Below are 16,951 nucleotides of genomic sequence, written 5' to 3'. Positions count from 1 at the left end.
GTGCTGTGTACTGAGTCGTCAATATTTCGCATGTCTCTCGCAGGTCAATCATGGACGAACAACTGAAGCAGGCCGCTCTCGCTTATCACCTGAATCCGAAACCCGGCAAGATTTCGGTCACCCCGACCAAGCCGCTGTCGAACCAGCTCGATCTGTCGCTCGCGTATTCGCCCGGCGTCGCCGCCGCGTGCGAGGCGATCCACGCCGATCCGCTCGACGCGCAGAAGTACACGTCGCGCGGCAACCTCGTCGGCGTCATCACGAACGGCACGGCCGTGCTCGGTCTGGGCAACATCGGCCCGCTCGCCGCGAAGCCGGTGATGGAAGGCAAGGGCTGCCTCTTCAAGAAATTCGCGGGCATCGACGTGTTCGACATCGAATTGTCGGAGTCCGACCCCGACAAGCTCGTCGAGGCGATCGCGATGCTCGAGCCGACGCTCGGCGGCATCAACCTCGAGGACATCAAGGCGCCGGAATGCTTCTACATCGAGCAGAAGCTGCGCGAGCGCATGAAGATCCCCGTCTTCCACGACGACCAGCACGGCACCGCGATCATCGCGTCGGCCGCGATCCTGAACGGCCTGAAGGTCGTCGGCAAGAAGCTCGCCGAAGTGAAGCTCGTATGCTCGGGCGCGGGCGCGGCAGCAATCGCGTGTCTGGATCTGCTGGTGAACCTCGGCCTCACGAAGTCGAACATCCTCGTCGCCGATTCGAAGGGCGTGATCTACGAAGGGCGCGGCAACCTCGATCCGTCGAAGCAGCGCTATGCGGCGAACACCGACGCGCGCACGCTCGCCGACGCGATCGTCGGCGCGGACGTGTTCCTCGGCTGCTCGAGCGCGGGCGTGCTGAAGCAGGACATGGTCAAGACGATGGGCGACCGCCCGCTGATCCTGGCGCTCGCGAATCCGGAACCGGAAATCCGCCCGGAAGACGCGAAGGCCGTGCGCCCGGACGCGATCGTCGCGACCGGCCGTTCGGACTATCCGAACCAGGTCAACAACGTCCTGTGCTTCCCGTTCATCTTCCGCGGCGCGCTCGACGTCGGCGCGACGACGATCACCGAAGAAATGAAGCTCGCGTGCGTGCGCGCGATCGCCGAGCTGGCCGAGGAAACCGACCAGAGCGAGGAAGTCGCGAAGGCGTATGAAGGCCATTCGCTCGAATTCGGGCCGGACTACCTGATTCCGAAGCCGTTCGACCCGCGCCTGATCATCAAGATCGCGCCGGCCGTCGCACAGGCCGCGATGGATTCGGGCGTCGCCACGCGCCCGATCCAGGACATGGACGCCTACCGCGAGCAGCTCGGCGCGACCGTCTACCGCACCGGCATGGTGATGCGCCCGGTGTTCGCGACCGCGAAGCAGAAGCAGGCCCGCATCGTGTTCGCCGAAGGTGAAGACGAGCGCGTGCTGCGTGCCGCGCAGTTCGTGCTGCTGGAAAAGATCGCGAAGCCGATCATCATCGGCCGTCCGTCGGTCGTCGACATGCGTCTCGCGAAGATCGGTTCGAAGCTGAAGGCAGGCACCGATTTCGAAATCGTCGATCCGGAAGACGATGCGCGCTACCACCGCTACTGGCAGGCGTATCAGGAGATCGGCGCGCGCGACGGCGTGACGCCGGAAGTCGCGAAGGCCGCGATGCGCAAGTTCAACACGCTGATCGGCGCGATGCTCGTGCACCTGGGCGATGCGGACGGGATGATCTGCGGGATGATCGACACGTTCCACAGCCACCTGAAGTTCATCGAGCAGGTGCTGGGCCGTGCGAAGGGCGCCGAGCACTTCGCCGCGATGAACCTGCTGATGCTGCCGGGCCGCAACCTGTTCGTGTGCGACACGTACGTGAACGAACTGCCGAGCGCCGACCAGCTCGCCGACATGACGATCCAGGCCGCGGCCGAGATCGAGCGCTTCGGCATCGCGCCGAAGGCCGCGCTGCTGTCGAACTCGAACTTCGGCAGCGCGCCGTCGGCGTCGTCGCGCCGGATGGCCGAGGCTCGCAAGCTGATTGTCGAACGCGCGCCGAACCTCGAAGTCGACGGCGAAATGCACGGCGACGCGGCGCTGTCGGAACTGATCCGCAAGCAGGCGTTCCCGGGCACGACGCTGTCGGGCGAAGCGAACCTGCTGATCATGCCGAACGTCGAAGCCGCGAACATCGCGTACAACCTGCTGAAGATGGTCGGCGGCGAAGGCGTGACGGTCGGCCCGTTCCTGCTCGGCGCGGCAAAGCCGGTCCACATCCTGACGCCGGCCGCGACCGTGCGCCGGATCATCAACATGACGGCCGTTGCCGCCGCGAACGTGAACACGAAGTAAGGCCACGCCCGCGTGTGCCGCGCGTCACGCGCGGCGCAATGAAAAACGCCACGGAACCTGCGTTCCGTGGCGTTTTTTTTTTGCGTGAACCGTAAATGAAGACAGCGGCGCGGGCGGGGCGCTCCGAACGCGAACGCCTCGCCCGCCGCGTACCGTTACGCGACCTGCTGGTGCGACTGGCCGCCGGCCGGCGAACGCCACGTCGCCAGCAGCGTTTGCCACTTCTGGCGCACCGCGCGCAGGTTGTTCTCCTTCACGTGACCGTAGCCGCGAATGCCATCCGGCAGCGCCGCGAGTTCGAGCGCGAGCGGGCGGTTGGCCGCGTTCAGCTTGGCCAGCACCTCGTCGATCAGCGCTTCGTACTCGCCGATCAGCGCGCGCTCGGTGCGGCGCTCCGCGGTGCGGCCGAACGGATCGAGCCCCGTGCCGCGCAGGAACTTCGCCTTCGCGAGCAGCCGGAACGCCGACATCATCCACGGGCCGTACGCCTTCTTCACGAGATGGCCGTGCGCATCCGTCTTCGCGAACAGCGGCGGCGCGAGGTGGAATTTCAGCTTCCAGTCGCCTTCGAACTGCGCGGTCAGGCGCGCGAGGAACGCGGGATCGGACTGCAGCCGCGCGACCTCGTATTCGTCCTTGTACGCCATCAGCTTGAACAGGTTGCGCGCGACCGCTTCGGTCAGCGGCTCCTGCACGGTGTCGCCGTCCGCCAGCGCACGCTCGCTGGCACGCACCTTGTCGACGAAGGCCGCATAACGCGACGCGTACGCGGCGTTCTGGTACGCGGTGAGGAATTCCACGCGCTTCGCGATCAGCGCGTCGACCGCCTTCTTCGTATGCAGCGAGATCACCGTGGCGCCTTGCGCGGGGCGGGCGTCGCCGGCCGCGGCCTGCTTCACGCTCGCCAGGTCGTACGCGGCGCGGCGACCCCAGTCGAACGCCGCGCGGTTCTTCTCGACCGACACCGCGTTCAGCTCGATCGCGCGTTCGAGCGACGCGAGCGTCAGCGGCAGCCAGCCTTTCTGCCATGCGTAGCCGAGCACGAACGGGTTCGTGTAGATCGCGTCGCCGAGCAGCGCGACCGCGAAGCGGTTCGCGTCGATGAAGTCGACCGCTTCCCCGGCCGCCGCGCGGATGTCGTTCTCGGCCGACACGCCGGGGAACGCCCAGTTCGGGTTCTTGATGAACTCGGCGGTCGGCGTCTGCGCACTGTTGACGACGACCCGCGTCGTGTCGTGCCGCATCCGCGACGTGCATTCGTCGCCGGCCGTGACGATCGCATCGCAGCCGATCACGAGATCGGCTTCGCCCATCGCGATCCGCGTGGCGTGGATGTCGGTCGGCGCGTGCGAGATCTGCACGTGGCTCATCACGGCGCCGCCTTTCTGCGCGAGGCCGGTGACGTCGAGCACGGTCACCCCCTTGTTTTCCAGGTGCGCGGCCATCCCGAGCAGCGCGCCGATCGTGACGACGCCCGTGCCGCCGACGCCGGTGACGAGCACGCCGTACGCGCGGTCGATGTCGGGCAGCGTCGGCTCGGGGATCGGCGGCAATGCGCTGCCGTCGACCGACACGGCCTTCGGCTTCTTCAACTGGCCGCCCTCGACCGTGACGAAGCTCGGGCAGAAGCCCTTCACGCACGAAAAGTCCTTGTTGCAGCTCGACTGGTTGATCTGGCGCTTCGTACCGAATTCGGTTTCCAGCGGCTCGACCGACAGGCAGTTCGACTGCACCGAGCAGTCGCCGCAGCCTTCGCACACCGCTTCGTTGATCACGACGCGCTTGGCCGGGTCCGGATACGTGCCGCGTTTGCGACGGCGACGCTTCTCGGTCGCGCAGGTCTGGTCGTAGATCAGGATCGTCGTGCCTTCGATCTCGCGCAGCTCGCGCTGCACGTCGTCGAGCTGGTCGCGGTGATGGATCGTCACGCCCGGTGCGAGCAGCGCCTTCTGGCTGTCGTACTTCTCCGGTTCGTCGGTGACGATCACGATCTTCTTCGCGCCTTCGGACGCGAGCTGGTGCGTGATCTGCGGCACCGTCAGCACGCCGTCGACCGGCTGGCCGCCCGTCATCGCCACCGCGTCGTTGTAGAGGATCTTGTAGGTGATGTTCGCCTTCGACGAGATCGCCGCGCGCACCGCGAGCAGGCCCGAATGGAAATACGTGCCGTCGCCGAGGTTCGCGAATACGTGCTTTTCGTCGGTGAACGGCGCCTGGCCGATCCACGGCACGCCTTCCCCGCCCATCTGGCTGAAGGTGCTCGTGCTGCGGTCCATCCACACGGTCATGTAGTGGCAGCCGATCCCGGCGATCGCGCGCGAGCCTTCCGGCACGGTGGTCGACGTGTTGTGCGGGCAGCCCGAGCAGAACCACGGCTTGCGCTCGGTCTGCACGTGCGGCTTCGCGAGCGCCATTTCCTTCGCGTTGATTACCGCGAGCCGCGCGGCGATGCGCGCGCGCACGTCGGACGGCAATTCGAACTTCTCGAGCCGCGTCGCGATCGCCTTCGCGATGATCGCCGGCGACAGCTCGTAGTGCGCGGGCAGCAGCCAGTTGCCCATCGGCACCGACCATTCGCCGCCGGCGCCGTCCTTCTCGTCGAACTTGCCGAATACGCGCGGGCGCTGCGCATCGGGCCAGTTGTATAGCTCTTCCTTGATCGCGTATTCGAGGATCTGGCGCTTTTCCTCGACGACCAGGATTTCGTCGAGGCCGCGCGCGAACGCCTGCGCGCCCTGCGCTTCGAGCGGCCACACGCAGCCGACCTTGTAGAGCCGGATGCCGATCCGCGCGCAGGTTTCGTCGTCGAGACCGAGGTCGACCAGCGCCTGGCGCACGTCGAGGTACGCCTTGCCGCCGGTCATGATCCCGAAGCGCGCATGCGGCGAATCGATCTCGATCCGGTCGAGCTTGTTCGCACGGACGTAGGCGAGCGCCGCGTACCACTTGTAGTCGAGCAGCCGCGCTTCCTGCACGAGCGGCGGATCGGGCCAGCGGATGTTCAGCCCGCCTTCCGGCAGGATGAAATCGGTCGGCAGCACGATCTCGGTGCGATGCGGATCGATGTCGACCGATGCCGACGATTCGACCACGTCCGTCACGCACTTGAGCGCGACCCACAGGCCCGAGTAACGGCTCATCGCCCAGCCGTGCAGGCCGAAATCGAGATATTCCTGCACGTTGGACGGGAACAGCACCGGCAGCCCGCAGGCCTTGAAGATGTGCTCGGACTGATGCGCGAGCGTCGACGATTTCGCCGCGTGGTCGTCGCCGGCCAGCACCAGCACGCCGCCGTGCCGCGACGAGCCGGCCGAATTCGCGTGCTTGAAGACGTCGCCGGTGCGATCGACGCCCGGGCCCTTGCCGTACCACATGCCGAACACGCCGTCGTGCTTCGCGCCGGGGTACAGGTTCACCTGCTGGGAGCCCCACACGGCGGTGGCGGCGAGATCTTCGTTGAGGCCGGGCTGGAAGACGATCTGGTGGGCGGCCAGGTGCTGCTTGGCTTTCCAGAGCGACAGATCGAGGCCGCCGAGCGGCGAGCCGCGGTAGCCGGAAATGAAGCCGGCCGTATTGAGACCGGCGGCGCGGTCGCGTTCCTGCTGGAGCATCGGCAGGCGCACGAGGGCCTGGATGCCGCTCATGTACGCGCGGCCGCGTTCCAGCGTGTATTTGTCGTCAAGCGTGACGGACTTCAGCGCGGCTTCTAGCGACGCGCGTTGGCCTGCGTCTAGCGGGGCATTCATTAACTGTCTCCTCCACCCGGTCTGGGATCACCAAAACTTCGGTTGCGTCGGCATCTTTTGGATGCATCTGCAGTGGCCGGCATGTTCGCCGGTTTTAAGGGATGGTAGCACTGGGGCAAACCCGCCGCCCATCGGCCGCAACGCGGGGGAATGGCCGGCGGCGCGCCACGAAACAGGGCGAGACCATGCGTTACATCATGTAAAAGCATGTAAAGCCGCGTTGATCTGCGGGCAAATGCCGTTAATCTTGTCGGCCTGCCGGAGGTGCCTGGCCGCGTGGGTTCGTTCCGACGCAGTCGGGGAGGCGCCGGCAGTTTTACAGGAGGTGCAATGAACACACGTCATATCCAGAGTTTCCTGATCGTGTCCGCCGCGTTTTTCGCGATGACCGGCCCGGTGCGCGCGCAAGGCGCGAGCGCACTGGCGGCAGCCGGCGCGCAGATGCGTCAGATCGTGCCGGCCCCGGACGCCGCGGCACAGCCGTCGGCCGAGCGCGCCGCCGTATCGAAGGCGAACGTGCGTTGACGCGATCGCGCGGCCTCGCAGGCTGCGCCGGAATACAAAAAGGGCGGGAATCAGAGGATTCCCGCCCTTTTTTTGTGCCGCCGGGTCGCGCGGCCGCCCCGACTGCCCGGGGCTGCCGCCGCGCGGCGCAAGCGTCAGGCCTTGTCCTGCACGACACCGCGGCGAATCTGGTCGAGCTCGATCGATTCGAACAGCGCCTTGAAGTTGCCTTCGCCGAAGCCCTGGTTGCCCTTGCGCTGGATGATTTCGAAGAAGATCGGCCCGATCTGGTTTTCGGTGAAGATCTGCAGCAGCAGGTCGTCGCGCGCGCCGTCGATCAGGATCTTGCGCTTCTTCAGCTCGTCCAGCGATTCACCGTGGTTCGGCACGCGGCGATCGACCAGCTCGTAATACGTGTCGATCGTGTCGAGCAGCTTCACTTCCTTGCTGCGCAGCCCGTCGACCGCCTGGTAGATGTCGCTCGCGCCGAGCGCGATGTGCTGGATGCCTTCGCCGTGATACGCGTCGAGGTATTCCTGGATCTGGCCGGCCGTGTCCGAGCCTTCCTCGTTGATCGGGATGCGGATCTTGCCGCACGGCGACGTCATCGCCTTCGACTTCACGCCCGTCACCTTGCCTTCGATGTCGAAATAGCGCACTTCGCGGAAGTTGAACAGGCGTTCGTAGAACTCGGCCCATTCCTGCATGCGGCCGCGATGCACGTTGTGCGTCAGGTGGTCGATGTAGGTGAGGCCGTGGCCGACCGGGTTCGGGTTCGCGCCGGGAATCGGCTCGAAGTCGACGTCGTAGATGCTGATGTCGCCGATCGCGCCCGGTTGCGCACCATTCTTGCCGCGCCAGCGGTCGACGAAGTAGATCAGCGAATCGCCGATGCCCTTGATCGCCGGGATGTTCAGCTCCATCGGGCCCGTCTTGTTGTCGAAGCCCCATGCGCCGAGTTCCAGCGCGTGCTGGTACGCCTTGGCGGCGTCCTGCACGCGGAACGCGATCGCGCAGATCGACGGGCCGTGCAGCCGCGCGAAGCGTTGCGCGAACGAATCGGGTTCGGCGTTGATGATGAAGTTGATGTCGCCCTGGCGGTACACCGTCACGTCCTTGTGGCGGTGGCGCGCGATCGCGGTGAAACCCATCCGTTCGAACAGTTGTCCCAGTGCTTTCGGGTCCGGTGCCGTGTATTCGATGAATTCGAAGCCGTCGGTGCCGACGGGGTTGTCCCAGTTGGGGATCTGCATGTCGTGTCTCCTGTGCGGGGCGATCGGCCAGGGCGGCGTGCGCGTGCCCGGCGTGGTTCGATGTCGACGGCCGCGCCAGCAACGCGCGTGCGCGGCGAGTCGGGACATGCGACAGAGTGTAGCGGGCAGCCGCGAGCGGAAACTTGCGAACTTAATCGCCGGCGCCTACGATGGCGCAATTTCCAGTCTTAGAATAATCAATGGAGGGCAGAAGATGGCGCAAGCCGAATTGGACGCCATCGATCGGCGAATTCTCGCGATTCTTCAGGAGAACGGTCGCCTGTCGAACCAGGAGATCGCCGAACGCGTGAACCTGTCGCCGAGCCCGTGCCTGCGGCGGATCCGGCGGCTCGAGGAAATCGGCGTGATCACGGGCTACGTCGCGCTGCTGAATCCGCAGAAGCTCGGCCTCGACCTGCTTGCCTACGTGAGCGTGCGGCTCGAAAAGCGCGGCGGCCTCGCGCCGGTCCGGGCCGACGAGACGTCGGCGCGCGCGGGCGCGACCCACGCGGAGCTGTTTCGCGCGGCCGTGCAGACCTGGCCGGAAGTGGTCGCGTGCCATGCGATGACGGGGGACATGGATTACCTGCTGCGCGTGCAGGTCGAGGACATGGCGCATTTCTCCCGCTTCGTGCAGGAGCATCTGCTGCATCACCCGTCGGTGATCGACGTGAAAACGAGCTTCTCGCTCGACTGCTTCAAGGAAACGACGGCGTTGCCGATTCGTTCGGCGCGCTAGCGCCGCGGCAGGGGAAGGGAGGGCGCCGGGCGTGCCGCGGGCACGGCCCGGCTGGCCGACGTCAGGCCGTCAGCGCGGCGGGCATCAGCGATTCGATGAACTTCGTCGTGCGGCGCGCCTGGCGCTTCATCGCGTAGTCGAACACCGCGGCCTGTTCCTGCATCATCTCGGCGATGATCGTCGAGTGGTCGGCCGGCGGCAGCGACAGGTACGCATCGGCTTCGCCGTACGCGTACTCGATCCGCATCCCGGACTTCTTCGCGATGTGCATCATCGTCGCGTTACGCGACAGGCAGTGCATGTACAGCATCGTCACGTGCGTGTTGCGGCTGCGGATCGCCGCGCGCTCGAACAGCTTCGAGCCGACGCCGCGGCCGCGCGCGCTTTCGAGCACCGACACGCCGAATTCCGCCGTACGCGCGTCGCCCTCGGCCGGCAGATAGGCCAGATGGCCGACGCCGATCAGTTCGAGGTCGTGGTCGAACACGCCGAACACGGTATCGCGACCGAAATCGATCGTGCGGACATAGTTCTCGATCACGTGGTCGGGCACCATCTGGCCGAAGCGCAGCAGGCGGTCCTCTTCGTCGAGCGAGAGAAAGTGGGTGAGCATCTGCTCACGGTCTTTGGAAGCCAGTTCCCTGACGAGAACCGGCGCAGTACCGACCTTGCCGACAGCATCGGCACGGCCGTTGAATTGCGTGTTCATCGTGGGTTCCTCAGTGTGGGAGCACAAGCGGGTTGTGCAATGCAACAGCATTTTAGCCGACCGAGGTTGGGGAAAACCCGTATTTGACGTTATTTGTGCTGAGGGGGAATTCTAAATCCGCTTAGTACATTCTCTATCTATTTGATTTTAAACGGATATAAAATTCATCATATGAAATGCGCGACGGCGGTCGCACTGTGCCCGCCGCGCAACGCATGCTGCTGCGCGGCAATCAGGCGGCCGTCGACAGCCCGCGCTCGATCAGGTCGATCACCTGTTCGGCGAAGTCGCGGTAGCCGAGGCGCCCGCCCGGCTTCAGCCACGTGAAGGTCCAGTTGATCATCCCGAACACCATCATCGTTACCGAGGTCTGGTTTTCCTTCGAGATGCGGTCCGGGTACGCGCGCGCGAGCTGCCGCGTGAACGCCGCGACGATATCGCGCTGGCGGTCGAGCACGATTTCGCGCTGCGCGTCCTCGAGATACTTCACGTCGTTGAGCAGCGCGACGTGGCGGCTGTGCGACGTCTCGTATTCGGAGAGGAACGCGCGCACGAGCTCCGCGAACGCGTCGCGCTCGCTGAGGCCGCGCCGCTGGCTCGCGCCCTCCACCTCGGCGATGATCAGCATCAGCCGTTTCGTGTAGCGGTCGAGCAGGTCGAACAGGATCGCTTCCTTGCTCTCGTAATAGTGATAGAGCCGCGCCTTCGACGTGCCGCTCGCGGTCGCGAGATCGGACATCGACGTGCTCGGGTAGCTCGTCTGCGCGAATTTCTCGGCGGCCAGGTCGAGGATCTGCTCGCGCTGGGATTCGTGGTCGGGCGCTCGGGTTCGGGCCATGGTCGAATACGGAAGATTAGCGTTGCTCGGCGGCGCGGGCCGCGCGCACCTGCGTGGAAGAGAGGGCGTCCGGCGCGTCGTCCTGCAGCTCGAGCCGGCCGGCGGCCGCGAGTTCGCGGCAGCGCCACCACGCGATCGAGTCGCTGACGAACAGTCCGCCGCGGTCGGCGGCGGCCATGATGCTGCCGACGAGGCGCCGCCCGGGCTGCCAGTCGGTTTGCGCGCGCGCGACGATCAACGCGTCGAGATCGGCGTAGTGGCCGCTCTTGATCGTGTTGCTGACCCAATAACGCAGTTCGGCGTTCAGGTGCTTCGCTTCCTGCCATTCGAGCGCGAGGCGGCCGATGCGCAGGACCGAGACCGGCGCGGCCGCCGGCCGCTTGCGCGCCAGTTCCGCGGGCGAGAACATCCCGGTCGCGCATGCCTGGTCGGCGCGCGACAGCGAGGCGCGTTGCGCGGCGTCGAGGTCGGCGGCCGACAGCCGCACCTCGTTCAGGCGCTGCGGCACGTTGCGCAGGTGATAGGCGACGCGGCGCAGCAGCAGCTTGTCGCCGACGCTCGGCGCGTGCCACACGACGACCTGGCCGGTCTCCGTCGCCAGTTGGTCGAGGCGGGCGAATTCGCCTTCGATTTCCGCGTTCCAGTCGGGAATCTGGTCGCCGAGCACGTGCTGCCAGAAGGCGGCGCGCGTGTCGGGCGTCTCGTCGGCGCCCTTCAGCGGCCCGACGCCGAGATCGTCGAGCAAACCCACGACGCGCTCGTCGCGTCCGGCTTGCGCAAGGCCCTCGCGCAGCGACGCGGCGGCGGTGCCGCCCTGAATCACATGAATGGTACTCATCGGCCTGTCGTCAACAAAAGAAAGCCGCCGGCGGGCGGACGTTGCGACGTCCAGCCGGCCGGCGGCCCCTAGTGTAAGCGAGATGTGTGACGGCGAGAAACCGTACCGCGCCGCGGCGCGATGCCGCTCAACGTTCGTCGAAGCTCACGACGACCTTGTCGCTGATCGGGTGACACTGGCACGTGAGCACGAAACCGTCCTTCACCTCGTGCTCCTCGAGCGTGTAGTTCTTCTCCATCCGCACTTCGCCTTCGACCACCTTCGCGCGGCACGTGCAGCAGACGCCGCCCTTGCACGCGTACGGCAGCGCGAGGCCCGCGCGCAGGCCGACGTCGAGCAGGCTCACGCCTTCGTACGGCAAACGCAGCTTGCGCTTCTTGCCGTCGAGCACGATTTCGAGGTCGGCGGCCGGCGTCTGGTCGGTGATCTCGACGACCGGTGCGCCGGCCTGCGGCAGCGGCGTGCCGAAGCGCTCGACGTGCACCTTCGCCTGCGGCACGCCGGCGGCTTTCAGGGCGGCTTCGGCGGCGTCCATCATCGGCGCCGGGCCGCAGATGAACGCCTCGTCGATCGCGTCGGCCGGCGTCAGCGTGCCCAGGAATTCCGCGCATTTCGCCTGGTCGAGCACGCCGTTGAACAGCTCGACGTCCTGCAGGTCGTCCGACAGCACGTGATAGAGGACGAAGCGGTTCATGTAGCGGTTCTTCAGGTCCTCCAGCTCCTCCGCGAACATGATCGCGTCGACGCTGCGGTTGCCGTAGATCAGCGTGAACGTGCTGCGCGGCTCGAGTTCGAGCGTCGTCTTCACGATCGCGAGCACCGGCGTGATCCCCGAGCCGCCGGAAAACGCGACGTACTGCTTGCCGTGGTCGGCGTTCAGGTGCGTGAAGAAGCGGCCGTCCGGCGTCATCACGTCGATCGTGTGGCCGGCCTTCAGCGTGTCGAACGCGAAGTTCGAGAAGCGGCCGCCGCGCACGCGCTTGATGCCGATGCGCAGTTCGCCGTCGCGGTCGTAGTCCGTCGTGCCGACGCAGATCGAATACGAGCGGCGCGTCTCCTCGCCGTCGATGTGGGTCTTCAGCGTGACGAACTGGCCCTGCGTGAAGCGGTATGCATCGCGCAGCTCGGGCGGCACGTCGAACGAGACGGTCACGGCGTCGGCGGTCTCGGGCCGCACGTCGCGGATACGCAGCGGATGAAATTGCGGGGTCGCCATATTCAGTAGGGTTTGAAGTAGTCGAAGGGTTCGCGGCAGTCGACGCAGCGATACAGCGCCTTGCAGGCGGTGGACGCGAACTGGGCGAGACGTTCGGTGCGCGTGGAGCCGCAGCGCGGGCAGGTGGGCGCGGCGACCGGCCGCGGCACGAAGCGCACGACGTTCTCCCGCGGCGCGGCGCTGCCGCACTGGCCGACCGGTGGCGCGATGCCGTACGCGCGCAGCTTCTCGCGCGCTTCCTGCGTGATCCAGTCGGTCGTCCACGCGGGAGCGAGCACCGTCTCGATCCGGTGCGGCGGCAGATCGGCGGCCTGCAGCGCGGCGGCGATGTCCTCGGCGATCTGCGACATCGCCGGGCAGCCCGAGTAGGTCGGCGTGATCACGACTTCGAGCCGGCCGTCGTCCGCGCGGCGGACGTCGCGCAGGATGCCGAGTTCGCGGATCGACACGACCGGGATCTCCGGATCGGGCACGGTTTCCAGCACGTCCCACGCACGGGCGAGCAGCGGATCGTCGCGGTGCGCGGCGGGGGCGGGGGCGGCGGTCTGGGCGGACATCATCGGGCTCCGTGGCGTGGGCCGGTTACCAGCTCGCGCCGGGATGCTGGCGCGCGAGGCTCTGCATTTCGGCGAGCAGGTAGCCCATGTGTTCCGAGTGCTCGCCCTGCTTGCCGGTCGTCACATGCTTGACGGGCGCCGGCTGCGTGAGCGTGGCCTCGGCGAGCGCGTCGTCCACGTCCGCGCGCCACGCGGCCTCGATCGCGGCCGGCGCCGGGCCGATGCCCGGTGCGACGATCGCGTCGTCGATCGCATCGGCGGCGAAGAATTCGCGCGTGTACGGCATCAGGTAGTCGAGCGCGGCCTGCGCGCGGCGGTGCGATTCGTCGGTGCCGTCGCCGAGGCGCACGAGCCACTCGCGCGCGTGCTGGACGTGATAGCGGGTTTCCTTCACCGATTTCGCGGCGATCGCGGCCAGTTGCGTGTCGGTCGACGTTTCCAGCGCGCTCCACACGTGCAGCATCAGCGCCGCGTACAGGAAGTTGCGCACGATCGTCACCGCATAGTCCTTGTCGGCGTGCGCGGTGCCGGAGAACGGGCCGTAATGCGGCAGCTCGGCGAGCGTGAAGTTCGCGAATTCGCGCTCGGAGCGGAAGTACGCGTAGTCGTCCTCGGTCTTCGTCGCGCCGGAGAGCTGACGCTCGAGCTCGGCCGCGTGTGTATACAGCATGCGCGCCTGGCCGATGAGGTCGAGGCTCATGTTGGTGAGCGCGATGTCTTCCTCGAGGATCGGGCCGTGGCCGCACCATTCGGCGTTGCGCTGACCGAGGATCAGCGCGTTGTCCGCGAGGCGCAGCACGTAGGAGAGGTGTTCGGGCGTGATCGTCATGGCGCGGGCGTTACATGTGGTTGACTTCGTCGGGCAGCGTGTAGAACGTCGGGTGACGGTAGATCTTGTCGCCCGCCGGCTCGAACAGTTCGGCCTTTTCGCTCGGATCCGACGCGGTGATCGCCGACGACGGCACCACCCAGATGCTCACACCTTCCTGGCGACGCGTGTAGACGTCGCGCGCCATGCGCAGCGCCATCGTCGCGTCGGCGGCGTGCAGGCTGCCGCAATGCTTGTGGTCGAGGCCCTGCTTGCTGCGCACGAACACTTCCCAGATCGGCCATTCCTTGTTCATCGCTTTCTCCTGATTCCTGAATTCGAGGGGTGCCGCTCAGGCGGCGTGCTGTTCGGCGTGGGCGCGGCGCTTCGCTTCGTGCGCGAGCGCGGCTTCGCGCACCCAGGCGCCGTCCTCGTGTGCTTTCACGCGAGTCGCGAGGCGTTCCTTGTTGCACGGGCCGTCGCCGTTGACCACGCGCCAGAATTCGTCCCAGTCGATCGTGCCGTAGTCGTGATGGCCGCGCGCTTCGTTCCATTTCAGGTCGGGATCGGGCAGCGTCACGCCGAGCACCTTCGCCTGGTCGACCGTCGCGTCGACGAATTTCTGGCGCAGATCGTCGTTCGAGATCCGCTTGATGCCCCATTTGGCGGACTGGCTGCTGTGGACCGAATCGGCGTCGCTCGGGCCGAACATCATCAGCACCGGCCACCACCAGCGGTCGACGGCCTGCTGGACCATCGCGCGCTGTGCGTCGCTACCCTTCATCATCGACAGCAGCGCGTCGAAACCCTGGCGCTGGTGGAACGACTCTTCCTTGCACACGCGGATCATCGCGCGCGCGTACGGACCGTACGTGCAGCGGCACAGCGGGATCTGGTTCATGATCGCGGCGCCGTCGACGAGCCAACCGATCACGCCGACGTCGGCCCAGGTCGGCGTCGGGTAGTTGAAGATGCTCGAGTATTTCGCCTTGCCGGCGTGCAGCGCGTCGATCAGCGCATCGCGCGATACGCCGAGCGTTTCGGCCGCGCTGTAAAGATAGAGGCCGTGGCCGGCTTCGTCCTGCACCTTCGCGAGCAGGATCGCCTTGCGCTTCAGGCTCGGCGCGCGCGAGATCCAGTTACCTTCCGGCAGCATGCCGACGACTTCCGAATGCGCGTGCTGCGAGATCTGGCGTACCAGCGTCTTGCGGTACGCATCGGGCATCCAGTCCTGCGGTTCGATCTTGCCGTCCGCGGCCATCACTGCATCGAACCGCGCCTGCTCGGGCGACTCGGCTGCGGCGTCGAGCGGCGCGACGTTGCCGGGGATGTCGAGGGATTGCGTGTACATGGCGAAGGCTCTCGTCCGGTTGAATGTGTGCGAAGTATAAACCAACCGACCGGTCGGTTAATAAATTTCTTGCGGATTTGCAGCGGGACTCGGGTAAACGGGGGAGGTCGGGGCGCGATCAGGTGGCGCGAATTCGGCTTCGCGCATGGGGCCTCGCGTCTTCTTCGCGCCAGCGCAAGCGCGTGGTCCCGCTCGCGCTGCTCGGCGACACGATGATGGACGTTCCAGACCGACACGCCGGTCGCCGCGACCGCGACGCCCGCGGCGCCCCCGAGCGCCTGCCACGGCACTGCGGCACAATGCCCGCTTTCCGATGAGGATTTTGCCGATGTCATTTCGAAGCAGTTTCGCCGCGGTAGTGCTGGGGGCGGCCGTTTTCGTGTCGCCGCTTGCGGCGTCGGCCGCGCAGGGCGGTTGGGTCGCCGCGTGGGCGACCGCGCTGCAGCCCATTCCCGATCTCGCCGCACCGCCGCCGCTCTACCGCGCACCCGACGTGGCCGGCCGGACCGTGCGCCAGATCGTCTACCCGACCGTGTCGGGGCGGGCCGCGCGGATTCGCGTGAGCAACGCATACGGTCGCGCGCCGCTGGTCATCGAGGCCGCGAGCCTCGCGCGCGCCGGCGAAGGGGCGGCACTCGGCGGCGCGGCGGTGCCGGTCCGGTTCGGCGGCAAGGCGTCGGTGACGCTTGCGCCGGGCCAGGAGCTCGAAAGCGATCGGGTGGCGATCGACGTGACGGCCGCGCAGCCGTATGCGATCAATCTTCAGATGGGGCCGAACCAGCGGATGACGGTCTGGCATCGCGTGTCAAACCAGTTCAACTATGTGTCCGCACCAGGCGAGCACGTGAGCGATCCGGGCGCCGCCGCGTTCCGCACCCGTTTCACCCAATATGCGTGGGTAACCGAACTGGCCGTCGAGGCGGGTTCTGCTCACGCCAGCGTCGCCGCGATCGGCGATTCGATCACCGACGGGCTGCGCTCCAGCGTGAACCGGAACCGTCGCTGGCCCGACGCGCTCGCGCGCCGGCTGGCGGCGTCGGGCGCCGATTCGATCGGCGTCGTGAATCTCGGCATTAGCGGCAACCGGCTGCTCAGCGATTCCGCATGCTACGGCACGTCGCTGGCGTCGCGGTTCGAGCGCGATGCGCTGTCGCGCTCGGGCGTGAAGGCGGCGATCGTGCTGATCGGGATCAACGACATCAACTTCGCGGCGATGCCGCCGCGCACGGGGCTCGATTGCGATCACCCGCATACGCAGGTGACGGCCGCGTCGTTGATCGACGGCTATCGCCGGCTGATCGAGGCGGCGCACCGGCAGGGCGTGAAGGTCTTCGGCGCGACGCTCACGCCGGCGGCGTTGCCGGCCGGACGCGAAGCGATCCGGCTCGAGGTGAACCGGTGGATCCGCGGCGGCGGCGGGTTCGACGGCGTGGTGGATTTCGATGCGGTGCTGCGCGATCAAGCGCGCCCAAGCGTGCTGCAGCGCCGATACGATAGCGGCGACGGTATCCATCCGAGCGATGCGGGCTACGCGGCGATGGTCGACGCGGTGCCGGTCGAGCAACTGCAGGCTGCGGTGGGCGGCAAGTGACGCGCTTCTATATAGCTTCTATATATAGAGGGAAAGGTTGCCGACGGCCTGCGGGTCGACAGCGCGACATCGTTCGTCGCGCCCAAAGCCTCCGTGCGCGGCAGCGCACGGAGGCTTTTTCAAATTTTCTTCACAAAGGGCTTGCGCGGATGGGGGTGGGTGCTTAGAATCACGCCTCTTTCGCGCTAACGGAAACGCGGCGCGGGAGGAAGGGAAGCGGTGCTGGTGAGGTTCGGTAGTAACGAGCCTTGGCGGTGCAGGAAGATGGGGCCCCGCAGTCGCAACGATGTAGTGCAGAAAGTTGTTGGCGAGCTGCGAAACACGGTTCATAATCTCGCTTCTCTGCTGCTGAAAACGCAGCGCTGCCGGGAAACCTCAGGTTTCTCGCAGAAATGCTCTTTAAAAATTAACAGCCGATAAGTGTGGGCGCTTGATGGAAGCGAGCTGATCCTCGGATCAGAAAGCGAAAGTATCAAGAGT

14 protein-coding genes are annotated in these 16,951 nt (G+C 66.5%); 4 read left to right on the top strand and 10 right to left on the bottom strand.

Annotated features, from left to right (window positions below; all coding sequences use genetic code 11):
• The first annotated feature begins 50 nt into the window (after positions 1 to 50).
• Positions 51 to 2,321, top strand: a complete 2,271-nt coding sequence (locus HWX09_RS32325; RefSeq protein ID WP_027783286.1) for an NADP-dependent malic enzyme — start codon at positions 51 to 53, stop codon at positions 2,319 to 2,321.
• A 155-nt stretch (positions 2,322 to 2,476) separates the two neighbouring features.
• On the opposite strand, the gene HWX09_RS32320 is transcribed toward HWX09_RS32325, so the two are convergent.
• The gene (locus HWX09_RS32320) at positions 2,477 to 6,067 is read right to left on the bottom strand and encodes an indolepyruvate ferredoxin oxidoreductase family protein (protein WP_027783287.1); all 3,591 of its coding nucleotides are present in this window, start codon (positions 6,065 to 6,067) and stop codon (positions 2,477 to 2,479) included.
• Positions 6,068 to 6,397: 330 nt separating this feature from the next.
• Between HWX09_RS32320 and HWX09_RS32315 the strand changes: the two genes are divergently transcribed.
• Positions 6,398 to 6,592: a hypothetical protein gene (locus HWX09_RS32315; protein WP_027783288.1), complete on the top strand. Its 195-nt coding sequence runs from the start codon at positions 6,398 to 6,400 to the stop codon at positions 6,590 to 6,592.
• Positions 6,593 to 6,726: 134 nt separating this feature from the next.
• Here the strand turns inward: HWX09_RS32315 and hppD are convergent, their stop codons facing one another.
• Positions 6,727 to 7,824 carry a 4-hydroxyphenylpyruvate dioxygenase gene (gene hppD / locus HWX09_RS32310; RefSeq protein WP_027783289.1) on the bottom strand — a complete coding sequence of 366 codons (1,098 nt, stop codon included), beginning with the start codon at positions 7,822 to 7,824 and terminating at the stop codon, positions 6,727 to 6,729.
• A 214-nt stretch (positions 7,825 to 8,038) separates the two neighbouring features.
• On the opposite strand from hppD, the gene HWX09_RS32305 reads away from it, so the two are divergent.
• Complete coding sequence (locus tag HWX09_RS32305; protein ID WP_027783290.1) at positions 8,039 to 8,563, top strand: Lrp/AsnC family transcriptional regulator; 525 nt, start codon at positions 8,039 to 8,041, stop codon at positions 8,561 to 8,563.
• Between the two features lie 61 nt (positions 8,564 to 8,624).
• Here HWX09_RS32305 and HWX09_RS32300 read toward each other — a convergent pair whose 3' ends face one another.
• From HWX09_RS32300 to paaA, 8 genes are all read right to left on the bottom strand, one after another.
• Positions 8,625 to 9,272 (bottom strand): GNAT family N-acetyltransferase, encoded by a 648-nt coding sequence (locus tag HWX09_RS32300; protein ID WP_027783291.1) that lies wholly within the window; start codon positions 9,270 to 9,272, stop codon positions 8,625 to 8,627.
• A gap of 232 nt (positions 9,273 to 9,504) precedes the next feature.
• Positions 9,505 to 10,110, bottom strand: a complete 606-nt coding sequence (locus tag HWX09_RS32295) for a TetR/AcrR family transcriptional regulator (RefSeq protein WP_027783292.1) — start codon at positions 10,108 to 10,110, stop codon at positions 9,505 to 9,507.
• 16 nt (positions 10,111 to 10,126) lie between these two features.
• Positions 10,127 to 10,948 (bottom strand): DUF1835 domain-containing protein, encoded by an 822-nt coding sequence (locus HWX09_RS32290; RefSeq protein WP_027783293.1) that lies wholly within the window; start codon positions 10,946 to 10,948, stop codon positions 10,127 to 10,129.
• 127 nt (positions 10,949 to 11,075) lie between these two features.
• The gene (gene paaE / locus HWX09_RS32285; protein WP_027783294.1) at positions 11,076 to 12,164 is read right to left on the bottom strand and encodes a 1,2-phenylacetyl-CoA epoxidase subunit PaaE; all 1,089 of its coding nucleotides are present in this window, start codon (positions 12,162 to 12,164) and stop codon (positions 11,076 to 11,078) included.
• A 2-nt stretch (positions 12,165 to 12,166) separates the two neighbouring features.
• Entirely contained in the window at positions 12,167 to 12,721 is a 555-nt protein-coding gene (gene paaD, locus HWX09_RS32280) for a 1,2-phenylacetyl-CoA epoxidase subunit PaaD (RefSeq protein WP_027783295.1), read from the bottom strand.
• A gap of 25 nt (positions 12,722 to 12,746) precedes the next feature.
• Positions 12,747 to 13,550: a 1,2-phenylacetyl-CoA epoxidase subunit PaaC gene (gene paaC / locus HWX09_RS32275; RefSeq protein WP_027783296.1), complete on the bottom strand. Its 804-nt coding sequence runs from the start codon at positions 13,548 to 13,550 to the stop codon at positions 12,747 to 12,749.
• A gap of 10 nt (positions 13,551 to 13,560) precedes the next feature.
• The gene (gene paaB, locus HWX09_RS32270) at positions 13,561 to 13,845 is read right to left on the bottom strand and encodes a 1,2-phenylacetyl-CoA epoxidase subunit PaaB (protein ID WP_006482881.1); all 285 of its coding nucleotides are present in this window, start codon (positions 13,843 to 13,845) and stop codon (positions 13,561 to 13,563) included.
• Between the two features lie 36 nt (positions 13,846 to 13,881).
• A complete protein-coding gene (gene paaA, locus HWX09_RS32265; protein ID WP_027783297.1) occupies positions 13,882 to 14,880 on the bottom strand; it encodes a 1,2-phenylacetyl-CoA epoxidase subunit PaaA in 999 nt (332 codons plus the stop codon).
• 328 nt (positions 14,881 to 15,208) lie between these two features.
• Between paaA and HWX09_RS32260 the strand changes: the two genes are divergently transcribed.
• Positions 15,209 to 16,471 (top strand): SGNH/GDSL hydrolase family protein, encoded by a 1,263-nt coding sequence (locus tag HWX09_RS32260; protein WP_027783298.1) that lies wholly within the window; start codon positions 15,209 to 15,211, stop codon positions 16,469 to 16,471.
• The last annotated feature ends 480 nt before the right edge of the window (positions 16,472 to 16,951 follow it).

The sequence above is a fragment of the Burkholderia sp. BCC1208 genome, from assembly GCF_902833095.1.
In the GTDB taxonomy this organism is placed as follows: Bacteria; Pseudomonadota; Gammaproteobacteria; order Burkholderiales; family Burkholderiaceae; genus Burkholderia.
This window is presented reverse-complemented; position numbering and strand designations above follow the sequence as displayed.